The following is a 13,442-nucleotide window of genomic DNA, read 5'->3' on the forward strand; positions in this document are numbered from 1 at the left end:
GAACGGTTCCCATGCCCCTCATCGATACCGCCAAGAAGATCGCCGCACGGGTGGAAGACCTCGGCCAGCGCGCGCTGGCGACGGTCGGCGCCAAACAGTCCGAATCCGCCATCTCGGCCGACGCACAGGGTTATTGGAACTCGCCGGACGAGAAGAGATGGAAGGACAATTCGCACTGGCGCGAGTCCGACACCTTCGACGGCAACGATCTCTGGTCGGAAATCGGCAAGCGGCACCTCGACATGTTCGAGGGCGGCGCCCGGTTGGCGGGCTTCGACCGGCCGTGGAACCGCGTCGTCGAATGGGGCTGCGGTGGTGGCGCGAACGCCATCCACTTCGCCCCGCGTGCCCAGGAATTCATCGGCGTCGACATCTCCGCCGAGACACTCGCCGAATGCGAGAAGCAGGTCGCGAACGTCTGCGACACCTCCTTCCAGGCCGTCGACATCGACGTCGCGAATCCGGAAGCCGCGCTCTCGATGGTGAAGGAACCCTGCGACGTCTACGTGAGTTTCTACGTTTTCGAGCTGATCCCGACGCCGGAATACGGTGAACGCCTGCTCCGCATCGCGCGGGAACTGCTCGTCCCCGGCGGGCTCGCGCTGATCCAGGTCAAGTACGACCCCGGCACGTGGCGGACCCGGCCGCGCCGCCGCTCGTACCGCTCGGGGCTGGCGGCGATGACGACCTATCGCGTCGACGCCTTCTGGCAGCTGGCGGAGCGGTGCGGCTTCACGCCCCAGGCGATCCAGCTGGTGCCGAAGAACGAACTGGACGAGCGCTACGCCTACTTCTTCCTGACGAAGCCCTGACTTCCGCGTTCAGCCGACTAACTGCGTCGCTTTGGTGCCGGGCCCGGCGTCGCGAAAGCCACTTTCGCGACGTCTGATGTCCCGAAAGTGGCTTTCGCGACACCGCCTAGGACCGCGTTCAGCCGACTAACTGCGTGACCGAAAACGCAACTCGCGTGATTGAGGACGTAACTCGCGTGATTGAGGACGTAACTCGCGTGATCAGGCCCGTAACTCACGTGATCCGAGGCGTAACTCACGTGATCAGATGGACGACACGCGTGATCAGACGGACGACACGTGCACACGGCCCGGGCCACCACGAGTCGGCAGTCTGGACACGCGTGTCGTCCATCGGATCACACGCGTCGTCCGTCCAATCACGCGAGTTGCGCCTCCAAGCACGCGAGTTGCGCCTCCAAGCACGCGAGTTGCGCCTCCAAGCACGCGAGTTACGCCTCCAAGCACGCGAGTTACGCCTTCAAGCACGCGAGTTACGTCTCTGATCACGTGAGTGCGGCGCTTGATCACGCGAGTCGCGCGAGTCACCGGGCCGGGCAGCCGCCGGCACCGTCGAAGGTGCTGCATGGGTCCTGCCCGTATGGAGCCGCCCGCCAAGCGGCCACGTCCAGCGACCGCGACGCGTCATGCGCCACGAACGACCAATGCCCGACGTAGGTGTTCGAGAACCACTCGTTGTCCTGATGGAACGTCACCGCCTCGGACACGACGTTCCCCCGGTACGGCGACCACGACGGATAAGTACCGTAATTCGACAGCACCGCCATGCGCCCGCACAGCCCCGTGCAGTCGGGAGCGCTGCGGAAGACGTTGTCGTGCACGTTGACCCGCTGAGTCTTCCACCGGCAGTCGTCGTACGCCGGTGGCTCCGCGATCGTCTCGGGCGCGCAGTCCGACGGCGAGGCGACCACCCGGGTGCAGGTCCCGGTCGAGGTGTTCGAGGGGCTGTTGCAGAACCGGTCGGCGTTCTCCCACAGCGTCAGGCCGCCCCAGTTGTCCACGAACTCGTTCTCCGCGATCTCGATCATGTCGGTCCGCGCCCAGATCCGCGGCTCGCCGCCGGATTCGCTCAGATACACCGCGGAGATCGGGAAGTTGTTCCCCCGCGCGGCGAAATCGCGGCCCAGTTTCAGGGCGTTGCGGCGGAACATGTTGCTGCGGATGATGAGGTTGTAGCTGATCTCGTAGAACAGTCCCTCGGCGTCGTTGTCCTCGATCAGGTTGTCTTCGACGATGAAGTCGTTGTTGTTCGTGTCCGCCCAGAGCCCGGCGCCGTGGTTGTGGTGCACCCAGTTCCCCCGGATGTCCGCCCCGTCCACGGCCCAGAACTTCGCCCCGCCGCTGCAGCCGCAGCCGGGCTGTTTCTTCTCCCAGTCTTCGGTGTTGTTCCCGGCGATCTCGTTGCCCTCCACCACGAGCCCGGTGATGCCGCCGCCCGCGCGGTAGGCGTTGATCCCGTACTGCCCGTTGTTCCGCAGGCAGTTCCCGAGCACCTCCTGCCGCGGCCCGGCCATCATCGCGGCACCGCGGTTGTCCTCGATGACGTTGCCCTCGATCACCCAGTGCTCGCCGGAATCGTGGTTCACCACGCCCTGGTCCTGCGGCGCGGCGAAGCGGCGGATCGTCAGCCCGCGGATCACGACGTCCTTGGCGTGCTGGGTGAACGCCGTCCGGTTGATGCCGCGACCGTCCAGCACCGCGCCGGGCGCGCCGATGTAGACGTTGCCGTCCTTCGGGATCACCTGGCTGTACACGTCGTCGGCGAGGGTGTGCGTCCCGGTGCTGAGCCAGAACGTCGTCCCCGGCGGATGCGCCGAGGTCTCGATCGCCAGGTGTTCGCCCGGATCGACGACGACGGCGTTCTCCGGCTTCGGGAAACTCGCCGGTCCGGACGCGCAGACGGCCGGCGCCTCGGCCGCCGATGCCACGGCGGTGAAGGAGCCGGCCGTCAGGACCACCGACAGCGCGAACGCCGTCGTTCTCGCCCAATTCATACGATTCAAGGTAAGTCACCGCGCACTGCAGAGGAGGGACACGAACGAGTGGTCCTCAGACGTACTTGCGGAAAACCGGTTTCACCGGACGGCCACCCGTCCATTGCGCCGGGTCCTGGAATTCGAGGGCCTTCCGGTACGTGGTGCAGGCCCGCGAGACGACGTCGATCGTCTTGTCGATGTCGGCTTCGGTCAGCCCGGCACTGACCACGAACGACGGCCCGATCACCCCGCCGATGATCAGTTCCCGCAGGAACAGCGTCCGGTACGGCTGCGACGGCTCGCCCTGTTCGTCGAGCGTGGCGAAGACCAGGTTGCTCGCCCTGCCGCGCACGAGCACGTGGTCGCCGACCCCGGCGCTCGCGGCGACCTCGCGGACCCCGGCCGCGAGCCGGTCGCCCAACGCGTGCAGCCGCGCGGTGATCCCTTCTTCGGCGTAGGTGTCGAAGACGGCGATCGCCGCGGCGAGGGAATGCGTCTCGGCGCCGTGTGTGGTCGAAAGCAGGAAGACCCGTTCGCGGTGATCGCGCAGCCCGCCGAGTTCCATGTACTCCCGTTTGCCCGCCAGCGCCGAGACCGCGAACCCGTTCCCCAGTGCCTTGCCGAACGCCGAGAGATCCGGGGTGACGCCGTACAGCCCCTGCGCCCCGGCGTCAGACCAGCGGAACCCGGTGATCATCTCGTCGAACACCAGCAGACAGCCATACCGGTCACACAGGTCCCGCAGCCCGGCGAGATACCCCGGAGGCGGCTCGGTCTGGGTCGCGGGTTCGAGGACGAGACAGGCGACCTCGTGCTCCCGCAGCAGCTCTTCCGTGGCCACGAGATCGCCGTAGGGGAAGGAGACCGTCAATTCCGTCGTCTCGCCCGGGATCCCGGCGGACATCGGCGTGGTCCCGATGAACCAGTCGTCGGTGGAGAAGAACGCGTGATCGCGGCAGATCGCCACGAGCGTCCGCCCGGTCGCCGCCCGCGCCAGCCGGATCGCGGCCGTGGTCGCGTCCGAGCCGTTCTTCGCGAATTTCACCATCTCCGCGGTCGGCACGGCGGCGAGGAACCGTTCCGCGGCTTCGGCCTCGATGATGGACGGCCGGACGAAGTTGCCGCCCTTCTCGATTTCGGTGCGGACGGCCTCCAGGACCCGCGGGTGCGCGTGCCCGAGGCTGACCGCGCGAAGCCCCGAACCGTATTCGATGTATTCGTTGCCGTCGACGTCCCACACGTGGCCGGCGAGGCCGCGCGCGATGACGGGCGAGTAGTCGTCGGGGTACTGGTCCTGGCCCTTGGCATAGGTGTGCGCACCACCGGGGATCGCCCGGTGCAGTCGTTCGTTCGCCTGGTCGGAGCGCGGCAAGGGGCGGTTCACGGAATCACCTCGTGGTCGTCAGTGCGGCGGCTAGAGGGGGAGCGTGAGCGTCACGTTCGGACACCGCGCTGACCGGGAGCGGCCACGGGATGGCCAGCTCCGGATCGGCGTACGAGATCGCGATGTCCTCGGCCGGATCGTGCGGCCGGTCGATGCGGTAGGAGATGTCGGCGGGGTCGGTGAGCGCCTGGAACCCGTGCGCGCAACCCGCCGGGATGTACAGGGAGACCTGGGTCTCCCCGGACAGTTCGAACCCTTTCACGGTGCGGAAGGTGGGGGAGTCCGGCCGCAGGTCCACGATGACGTCGAAGATGGCCCCGGCCGAGCAGCGGACCAGCTTGGCCTCGCCGCGTCCGCCGCGCAGATGCATCCCGCGCACGACTCCCTTGCGCGACCGCGAAAGGCTGTCCTGCGCGAAGCCGCCGGGGTCGATGCCGACCGACGCGACGACCTCGCTGTCGAAGGTGCGGCTGAAGAAGCCGCGCTCGTCGGCGAACGGTGTCGGCGTGAAGAGGTAGGCGCCTTCGATTTCGGGAACCGCTTCGACCTTCATCGGATCTCCTCGGACTCGCGGAACAGCGTCCTGTCGAGGACGTCGTACTGCTTCTCCAACAGCTTCCCCTTGGCGGCGCTCCGATCCCGCAGGCGCTGCCAGAATTCCTCCGGTTTGGCCTCGAGTTCGGCGAGTTGCCGGACGAGCAGGTCGACGTCGACCGCGCGCGCGGACTGGCAGTACTCCGCCAGCCCCATGTTCGCCATGATGCTGTCCATCTTCTGCGAGTAGCTGATCGAGATCGTCGGCTTCGCGAGCTTCAGCGAGCACAGCACGTTGTGGTAGCGGGTCCCGACGACGGCGCCGAGTGCGGCGATCTCGGTGATGAGGTCGCCGAGCGTGGGCAGTTTCGCCGCGGTCACCCGGTTCGGGTCGAGGCCGGGCCGGTGTTCGCGCAGATCGGCGAAGATCTCCTCGACCACGGGGTCGTCGATCTCGTCGCCGGTGAGCAGCCGGATCTCGCGCCCGTCGTCGACCAGCCTGCGCACGAAGCGTTTCATAGCGTCCACATAGGACGAACGGATCTGCTCGCCGCGGCGCCGGTCGTCGTTGCCCCCGTGGAATTCCATGACGCCGACCCCGACGACGTCCGACGGCCGCCCGGCGGGGATCGGGAGGGCGAACGCGAGGTCCGGGTACAGGTCGTCCTTCGTGGTGTCGAGGCCCATCTCGCGCCAGGCGTCGCGGGACAGCTCGTCGCGGAAGGAGCGGTAGTGCGCGGAGCGGGCGGCGATCCGGTAGAGCCGCCGCGTGGTCCGCTGGCGGATGACGTTCGAGCCGACGTTGAGCAGCGCGACCCGGGTCCCCCACAGCCTGCCCGACACCCCCAGTAGTGCCATCGCGTACGGAAAACCCCAGGGCCGCAAGGGAAGCGTTGTTTCGAGGACGCCGGCGCCGGGGACGATCACCACGTCGCACCGCCGGGTCCAGGAGAGGATCTTGAGCGTGTCCGCGACCTTGCCGACGGCCTTCAGCAGGGCCGCGAGCACCCCCGTCGTGTCGCGGTTGCGCGAGTAGTACCAGAGCAATGACTCCGCTTTGACGCCGTAGCGTGCCTCGACCAGTTCCGGTCCGGAGCAGAGGCAGCTGAGTTCCGCCTCCGGATGTCGTCGCCGTACGTACTCGAGTACCACTTCGAGTGATCCGTCATTGCCGATGTTCCCCGCCCCCAGCAGCCCGAAGAAGCCGACCCGGGGATGTCTTCGTTTTCTCGCTCCGGAGCGAGAGGTCACGACGTCCTCCTCTGCCGTCCAGGGACCACGGCGTCGATGTTCATTCCGTCGATTTCGGGTTCGGCGTCCTCGGCGCGGTCTTCGTTCCGGCCGCGGGACCGGTCGGCCAGCCAGGCCGCGAGGTGCCGGTAGCACTCGCGCCGGTCGGCCGACGAGAGCGGCGCCCGGCGGATACCGCCGATGAAGCCGCCGATGTACTCGCCGATCAGCCGCGGCATCGGGTTCCGCACCGGGTCGGCGCGCCGCGGGTCGAGGTTCGAGCAGCGCTTCCGGATGCTCGGGTTCGCCCGCTCGGCGCGGCCGGGGTGGTCGCGGCGGAAGTACTGCACCTCGGGGACCTGGTGGAACGGGCCGTGGAGGCTCAGTTCGGCGACATAGGTGCGGTCGGCGTGGTGGTAGCTGTCGAGCGGTTTGACCCGGCGGAGCACGTTCGTGCGCATCACGCCGTAGAAGTCGTCGCCGCCCGTTTCGAACAGCAGGCTGCGGAACCGCGTCGGCGCGTGCGGCGAGTCCGTCGCCAGCGGGTAGTCGAGTTTGTGGGTCACCGCGCCGTGGTCGTCGATGATGGCCTGCCAGCTGTGCGCGACGATCATCTCCGGCCGCTCGTCGAGCGCCTCGATACACAGTTTCAGCAGGTCACGGCCATAGAGGTCGTCATGTGACGCCCATTTGAACAGCTCGCCGCGGGCCTCGTCGAGGACGCGGTTGTGGTTCGGGGACGCACCGACGTTCTTCGGCAGCCGCAGGTACCGGATCCGGGCGTCGCGGCGCTCGTAGTCCCGGCAGATCTCCTCGGTGCCGTCCGTCGAAGCGTTGTCCGAAATGATCAGCTCGAAGTCCTCGTGGCTCTGGCCCAGCAGGGCGTCGAGCGATTCGGACAGGTACTCCTCGCCGTTGTAGACGGGCAGACCGATGCTGAGCCGCGGAATCCTGGTCATACCATTCCCACCTCTTCGTCGTTGGTGCGTGGCGCGGCCGGCCGGTACTCGCGATACGCGACACGGAGCTGGTACCACCACATCGCGGCGCCCAGCCAGACCGAGAGCATCGAGCCCCACGCGGCACCTTCGGCGCCGTCGATGTAGGCGCCGATGATCCCGAAGACCACGTAGCCCACCGAAGCGACCAGCTGGGCACGGAGGCTGCGTTTGGCGTTGCCGAGGGCACGCAACCCGGCGGCCGCGCCCGCGGTGAAGCCGGCAGCGGTGACCGACAAAGTGACCGGCAGGATCAGCGGCTCGGCCGCGTCCCAGACCGACCCCATGATCCAGCGGCCGACGTCGTGCGGCACCAGGATCAGCAACCCGAGCCCCCACAGCAGGGCCGCCCCCGCCTGTCCGCCGCCGAGCACCACGCAGAAATGCTTCAGCCGGTGCGGGGCGCGGTGCAGGACACGGGCGCCTTCGGCCACCGTGGTGAGCGAAAGCCCCATCAACAGCGCGAGGAACGGCCCGAGCAGCTGTTCCGCGCCGCGGACCGCACCGACCGCGGTGATCCCCGCGATCGCCCCGAGTCCGTACGCGCGCAGCTGCGACGAGCCGGCGTTGCTGACGTTCTCGATCAGGTAGCGCACGCTCAGGTCGCGCTGCTCCTTCACCCAGCCCGTCATCGCGGAGATCCTCGGCACGATGCCGGTCTGGAACAGCCCGTAGACCGCCGCGACCGCGCCGGCCAAGCCCCAGGCCAGGACGAAGGCGACCACGGTGCCGAAATGCGAGGCGATGGCCAGCGCCGGGATCAGCGCGACACCCCACACCGTGTCGTTGACGAAGGCCTTCTTGCCGTCGCCCTTGGCGAACAGCGCGAACCGCCACGCGTCCTGCAGCATCAGGCCGGGGAGCACGGCGCCGAGCGCCACGAACACCCCGCCCAGCGGCTGCACGGCGAGGAAGCCGACGATCACGCTGATCAGACCGGTCGCCAGGCCGACACCGATCGCCGTCCCCGCCGCCCTCGCCACCGCCCGGCGCCAGGCGTCCTCCGACACCGCGGAGAAGCGCACCATCATCGGGTCGGTGGCCATCCCGCGCGAGAGGTTGAGCACCACGCCGTAGGTCACCCACGCGAGACTGAACATGCCGAAGGCGAAAGTCCCGAGCGAACGCGCGACGAACAGCCCGACCGCGAAGTTGGTCAAGCTCGAAACCGCCTGGTCGCCGAGGCCCCAGCTGAGCCTGCCCGCCATGGCGCGTACGGCCCCGGAGGCCAGTGTCGCCCGATGTCTCCCGCCCGCCACCCGCGTCACTCCTTCAGCAATCCGGCGCCCTGCAGCGCGTGAGCGGCGGCGACGACGGAATCGAAGGGGAGACCGGATCGCTGTGCGACGTCGAGCAGGCTGTGCTCGCCGTCCGAAAGGTTGAGCACCCAGAGCATCGCCATCTGGGCCGCCTTGGCGTCACTGCGGCCGCCGAGGGAGTCGTAGAGCCCGCGTTTGCCGAGCTGCGGCTCGCCGTACGGGCTCAGGTTGACGTAACGGCGGTTCCGGTCCAGCACGGAGAACGCCTCGCCCAAGGTCGCGAGGGTGTCCTCCATCGCCTCGGTGGACACGAACTCCAGGTTGTCCGCCGAGGTGTGGTACTCGGGATAGCCGGCGTACGGCGTCCTGGTCAGGGAGCCGACGCCGAGGTTGAACCCTGGCGAGCAGAACTGCCGCTCGTCGTAGCCGTACGGCGAGAAGTCCAGGATCTTGTGCGGTTTGCCGGCGAGGACGAATTCGAGCACCTTGTCGATCTCGGCGTCCCCGCGGCGGCTTCGCTTGTAGGTCAGCGATCCGGGGTCGCCCGCGCAGGCGAGCACGATCCCGGCCTTGACCTTGCCGAGCCGTTCGGTGTTGCGCGCGAGCCAGGTGATCGCGCCGATCGTGCCGGGCATGAAGAGGAACCGGTACGTGAAGTGCGGTTTCCCCGCGGCGAGCCGCTGCGCGAGCGCCGCGGCGACGGCGATTCCCGCGAGGTTGTCGTTCGCCAGCGACGGATGGCAGGTGTGGCACGACACCAGCACCTCGTCGGTGACCTCGCCGGGGACCACGTGTTCGGCGTAGGTCAGGTGCCCGTCGTCCAAAGTGGACTCGATGCGGACCTCGTAGTCGCCGTCCGGCAACGCGTCGAGGGTGTCCTGCGCCAGGCAGAAACCCCACGTCGGCGCGTAGTAACTCGTGCGGTACGGCACCAGCGACGGCTGCTCGGGCAGCGTGTGGAGATGCTCGCGCAGCTCCGCCAGCGGCATCGTCTCGGCCACCGGGACGCTGTAGCCGACGACGTGCAGGTTCGACTCCCGGAAGTCGACGACCTTCCGGCCCGCCGGGTCCTTCACCCAGGCGTCGCGGATGTTCCACTCCTGGGGAACGGTCCAGTCGAGCACCTGGGTCCCGGTCGGCACCTCGTGGACGTCGAGCGGGAGGTGCTCGCCGAGGATCTCCAGCGTGGCGCGGACGCCGTCGCCGGTGATGCTGCGGCAGAGCGGATACAGGCGCTCGACCAGCTCCCGGAGATCGGTGCCCGTGTCCAGTGGCTTGCGCGTCATCACCGTCGCCGCAGGGTTTCGTCGATCTCGCCCGCGGCGGTCCGCGCGTTGAGCGTGGCCAGCCTGGTGAAGGTGTTCTTGAAGTCGTGCGCGGTCAGGCCGTGCGTGCGGTAGGCGTAGATCAGGTCGAGCGCGCCGTCCTTGACCGACCAGTCGCATTCGAAACCGGGGATCGCCTCGCGGAAACGGGAGAAGTCGACGCGGTAGGAACGCGGATCGCCCGCGGACTCGCCGGTGATCCGCAGCTTCGCGCTGGGGACGGCCTCGACGACCTGCTGCGCGATCTCGGCCACGGTCACGTTGTTGCGTTCGGTGCCGATGTTGAACGCCTTGTCATGGACGGCCTCCTTGGGGGCGACCAGTGCGGCCTCGAAGGCGCGCGCGATGTCCTTGGCGTGCACCAGCGGCCGCCACGGCGTCCCGTCCGACAGCACCAGGATCTCGCCCGAGACGTGCGCGTGCGCGGTGAGGTTGTTGAGCACGATGTCCGACCGCAGCCGCGGCGAGAAGCCGAACGCGGTGGCGTTGCGCATGTACACCGGGGTGAAATCGTCGTCGGCGAGCTCGTGGAGGTCGTCCTCGACCCGCACCTTCGACTCGGCGTACGGCGTCACCGGGCGCAGCGGCGCGTCCTCGTCGACCAGGCCGTCTCCGCCCGAAGCGCCGTAGACCGAGCACGTCGAGGCGTAGAGGAACCGCTTGACCCCGGCCTCCTTCGCCAGCTTCGCGAGCTTGACCGAAGCGTGGTGGTTGATGTCGTAGGTGAGCTCCGGCGCCAGCGATCCCAGCGGGTCGTTGGACAGCGCGGCGAGGTGGATCACCGCGTCCACGCCGGTCACGTGCTCGGCCGTGACGTCGCGGAGGTCGACTTCGTAGCCCTTGGGGTCGTCGGGTTTCGGGCCCAGCACGCAGATGTCGAAGAGACCGGAGTCGAGGCCGACGACCTCGTGGCCTTCGGCGGCCAGCACCGGGGCCATCACCGTGCCCAGGTAACCCTTGTGCCCGGTCAGCAGCACACGCATGGCTTTCAGCCTTTCGGAGTGAGGTCGAGCGTCAGTTTCTTGAGGTCGAAGGCCTCCGCGTAGCGCTGCCCGCATTCGATTCCGCGAATGCGGGCGAGGCCGAGGAAGGCTTCCCGGTCGTACCAGGGCCGGTGCCGTTGAGAGGCGTAGTGCTCCTGCAGCAGCCGGACCTTTTCTTCGGCGATCTCGGGGGTGAGCGGCACGTACGCGGTGGGTTTGGCGAGGTCGCCGTCCCATTTCGCGATCTCGTACTCCAGCTGGAGATGGGTGCGGAACACCGTCGGAACCAGGGTCGCCAGCCCGCGGTGGTCTTGGTGCGCGTCGGCAGTGCGCGGGGAGAGGACGAGGTCCGGGTCGGTGCGGCGGCGCAGCTCTTCGAGGGCGTTCTTGGCCTCTTCCCAGTGCGAGGGGAACCGGCCGTCGGGCAGTTTGAGCACGGTGACCTCGACGTCGGCGCCGGGGCAGAAGGCCGCGAGCGCGGCGTGCTCCTCGGCCTCGCGTTCGGTGCCGCCGCCGGAAAGGACGAGCACGTCCACGCGGAGACCCGGGTTGGCGGCGCAGAGGGTGAGCAGTGTGCCGCCCGCCCCGATGGCGATGTCGTCACAATGCGCGCCGAGCGCGACGACCCGCTGGACGCCGCCCGTGCCGAGTCCGATCACGCCGTGCTCGCGGGTTCGCGTTCCCAGCGCGCCCACGGACGGTCGCCGTGCGCGTAGGCGTCGTCCAGCTGGACGCGTTCCTTGACGGTGTCCGTCGGCTTCCAGAACCCGCGGTACGGGTACGCGAGCAGCTTGCCCCGCTTGGCGAGCTCACCGCAGCCGTCGGCCACCAGGTCGCCGCCCTCGGGGATGTGGTCGAAGATCTCCTGGCGCAGCACGAAGTACCCGCCGTTCTCCCACAGCGGCATCTCGCTGACCGGGGTCAGCGCGCCGATGCGGCCGTCCTCGCCCATCTCGACGCAATGGAACGACGACTGCGGCGGCACGACCATCATCGACGCGCCGGCGTCGGAGACCGTGAAGCGTTCGATCATGTCCGGCAGCGGGGCGTCGGTGAGGACGTCGGCGTAGTTGGCGAGGAACATCTCGTCGCCTTGGAGGTATGGGCGCACCCGGCGCAGGCGCTCGCCGATGGCCGATTCGAGACCGGTCTGCACGAAGGTGATCGACCAGTCCGCGATGTCGGTCGACAGCAGTTCCGCCTTGCCGTTGCGCAGGACGAAATCGTTGGAGGTGGTCTCCTCGTAGTTGAGGAAGAATTCCTTGATGTGGTGCGCGCCGTAACCGAGGCAGAGGACGAACTCGGTGTGCCCGAAATGCGCGTAGTAGCGCATCACGTGCCAGATCAGGGGTCTGGGGCCGACCATGGCCATCGGCTTCGGCACGTCGGACGCGTCACCGTTGCGCATCCGCATGCCGTAGCCGCCGCAGAAGAGGACTACCTTCACGACTTCACCTCGACGATTTCCAGGTGCGGGATGGGGAAGACCAGTTTCCCGCCCCATTCGTCCACATAGGACAATTGGGCGGTCAGCTCCTTCCGGAGGTTCCACGGAAGGACGAGCACGTAATCGGGTTTGTCCGCCGCGATGCGTTCCGGCGGCAGGATCGGGATCCGGGTGCCGGGGGTGAACCGGCCGTGCTTGTACGGGTTCCGGTCGACGGTGTACCGCAGGACGTCCGGGCGGATACCGCAGTGGTTCAGGAGCGTGTTGCCCTTGCCGGGGGCGCCGTAACCGACGACGGTCTTGCCTTCGAGCGCCGCGTCGGTGAGGAACTTGTTCAGGTCGAGCCGGACCTTGGTGACCCGCTCGGAGAATTCGGTGTAGCCGGACATTTCGTGCAGCCCGGCGGCTTTCTCGGCGTCGAGGACCTGAGTCATCCGCTCGCTCGGCTCACCGGCGACGGCCTCCGGACGCGCCCACAGCCGGATCGAACCGCCGTGGGTGGGCAGGAGTTCGACGTCCACAACGGACAATCCGCCGCGCGCGAGGGCCCGGCGCGCGGATTCCACCGTGTAGTACTGGAAATGCTCGTGATAGATCGTGTCGTACTGGTTGTCCTGGATCAGTGTCAGCAGGTGCTGGACCTCGATGCTGACCCAGCCGTCGTCGGCGACCAGGGCGCGGAGCCCGTGCGTGAAACCGATGATGTCCGGGATGTGCGCGTAGACGTTGTTCGCCACGACGAGGTCGGCGGGACCGTGTTCGTCGCGGACCTCGCGCCCGGTCTCGGGGCTGAGGAAAGCGGTCTTCGTCGGCACCCCGGCGTCACGCGCGGCTTGGCCCACGTTCACCGAAGGTTCCACGCCGAGACAGCGGATGCGCTGCGCCACAACGTGTTTGAGCAGATATCCGTCGTTGCTGGCGACCTCGACGACGAACGACGAATCGTCGAGCCCGAGCCGCTCGACCGCGCCGTCGACGAACGTCTTCGCGTGCTCGACCCAGGAAGCGGAATATGACGAGAAGTACGCGTATTCGGTGAAAGTCTCTTCAGGGGTGATGAGCGGCGGGATCTGGGCGAGCCAGCATTCGGTGCAGACCCGCAGGTGCAAGGGGTACGTCGGCTCCGGCTCCGCGAGCTGCTCCGCGGTCAGGAACCGTTCGCACGGCGGCGTCGCCCCGAGGTCGACGACACTGGCGAGATGGGCCGAGCCGCAGAGTCGGCAGGTGGTCATCGAGAGGCTCCTTGGCTCGCGTCACGTATCCCAGACGTCGGCACCTCGGGTCGCCTCGTTACATGCTTCCAGGGGTCTCACGCTTCCGTCTCACAACCGAAACCTGTCGTCTCGGCCATCGGCGCAGACCCCTCCGCCATCCGGGCGCGGGCAACCGGCCGGATCGCGTTCCCCCTGCCCACCCGCATCGCGTTTAGCGGGCTAAACGCGACCCGCGATTCCGGCCCGGACGTCGCGAAAGCCACTTTCGCGACGTCTGATG

At 68.0% G+C, this 13,442-nt stretch carries 12 protein-coding genes; 1 reads left to right on the top strand and 11 read right to left on the bottom strand.

Annotated elements, in window-relative coordinates; genetic code table 11:
• Window positions 1-11: 11 nt before the first annotated feature.
• Window positions 12-812, top strand: a complete 801-nt coding sequence (locus ACZ1DY_RS03475) for a class I SAM-dependent methyltransferase (protein WP_465483595.1) — start codon at window positions 12-14, stop codon at window positions 810-812.
• A gap of 524 nt (window positions 813-1,336) precedes the next feature.
• Here ACZ1DY_RS03475 and ACZ1DY_RS03480 read toward each other — a convergent pair.
• From ACZ1DY_RS03480 to ACZ1DY_RS03530, 11 genes are read right to left on the bottom strand one after another with little or no spacing between them, the layout of a single operon-like run.
• A complete protein-coding gene (locus ACZ1DY_RS03480; RefSeq protein ID WP_126733281.1) occupies window positions 1,337-2,806 on the bottom strand; it encodes a right-handed parallel beta-helix repeat-containing protein in 1,470 nt (489 codons plus the stop codon).
• 55 nt (window positions 2,807-2,861) lie between these two features.
• Window positions 2,862-4,172 (bottom strand): glutamate-1-semialdehyde 2,1-aminomutase, encoded by a 1,311-nt coding sequence (locus ACZ1DY_RS03485; protein WP_465483596.1) that lies wholly within the window; start codon window positions 4,170-4,172, stop codon window positions 2,862-2,864.
• Between the two features lie 4 nt (window positions 4,173-4,176).
• Window positions 4,177-4,725, bottom strand: a complete 549-nt coding sequence (locus ACZ1DY_RS03490) for a dTDP-4-dehydrorhamnose 3,5-epimerase family protein (RefSeq protein ID WP_257489318.1) — start codon at window positions 4,723-4,725, stop codon at window positions 4,177-4,179.
• Window positions 4,722-5,957 (bottom strand): polysaccharide pyruvyl transferase family protein, encoded by a 1,236-nt coding sequence (locus ACZ1DY_RS03495; protein ID WP_465483597.1) that lies wholly within the window; start codon window positions 5,955-5,957, stop codon window positions 4,722-4,724. The genes ACZ1DY_RS03490 and ACZ1DY_RS03495 overlap by 4 nt, the downstream gene beginning before the upstream one ends.
• A complete protein-coding gene (locus ACZ1DY_RS03500) occupies window positions 5,954-6,895 on the bottom strand; it encodes a glycosyltransferase family 2 protein (protein ID WP_465483598.1) in 942 nt (313 codons plus the stop codon). The genes ACZ1DY_RS03495 and ACZ1DY_RS03500 overlap by 4 nt, the downstream gene beginning before the upstream one ends.
• Window positions 6,892-8,142, bottom strand: a complete 1,251-nt coding sequence (locus ACZ1DY_RS03505; protein ID WP_257489797.1) for an MATE family efflux transporter — start codon at window positions 8,140-8,142, stop codon at window positions 6,892-6,894. Before ACZ1DY_RS03505 ends, ACZ1DY_RS03500 begins: the two co-directional genes overlap by 4 nt.
• A gap of 56 nt (window positions 8,143-8,198) precedes the next feature.
• Window positions 8,199-9,479, bottom strand: coding sequence for a DUF4910 domain-containing protein (locus tag ACZ1DY_RS03510; protein ID WP_465483599.1), 1,281 nt, complete (start codon window positions 9,477-9,479; stop codon window positions 8,199-8,201).
• The gene (locus ACZ1DY_RS03515; protein ID WP_465483600.1) at window positions 9,479-10,501 is read right to left on the bottom strand and encodes an NAD-dependent epimerase/dehydratase family protein; all 1,023 of its coding nucleotides are present in this window, start codon (window positions 10,499-10,501) and stop codon (window positions 9,479-9,481) included. The genes ACZ1DY_RS03510 and ACZ1DY_RS03515 overlap by 1 nt, the downstream gene beginning before the upstream one ends.
• A gap of 5 nt (window positions 10,502-10,506) precedes the next feature.
• Window positions 10,507-11,160: a PIG-L deacetylase family protein gene (locus tag ACZ1DY_RS03520; protein ID WP_465485816.1), complete on the bottom strand. Its 654-nt coding sequence runs from the start codon at window positions 11,158-11,160 to the stop codon at window positions 10,507-10,509.
• Window positions 11,157-11,948: a glycosyltransferase family protein gene (locus tag ACZ1DY_RS03525; protein WP_465483601.1), complete on the bottom strand. Its 792-nt coding sequence runs from the start codon at window positions 11,946-11,948 to the stop codon at window positions 11,157-11,159. The genes ACZ1DY_RS03520 and ACZ1DY_RS03525 overlap by 4 nt, the downstream gene beginning before the upstream one ends.
• Window positions 11,945-13,180 (bottom strand): class I SAM-dependent methyltransferase, encoded by a 1,236-nt coding sequence (locus ACZ1DY_RS03530; RefSeq protein ID WP_257489312.1) that lies wholly within the window; start codon window positions 13,178-13,180, stop codon window positions 11,945-11,947. The genes ACZ1DY_RS03525 and ACZ1DY_RS03530 overlap by 4 nt, the downstream gene beginning before the upstream one ends.
• Between the last annotated feature and the right edge of the window lie 262 nt (window positions 13,181-13,442).

The sequence above is a fragment of the Amycolatopsis sp. PSD-21 genome, from assembly GCF_055561455.1.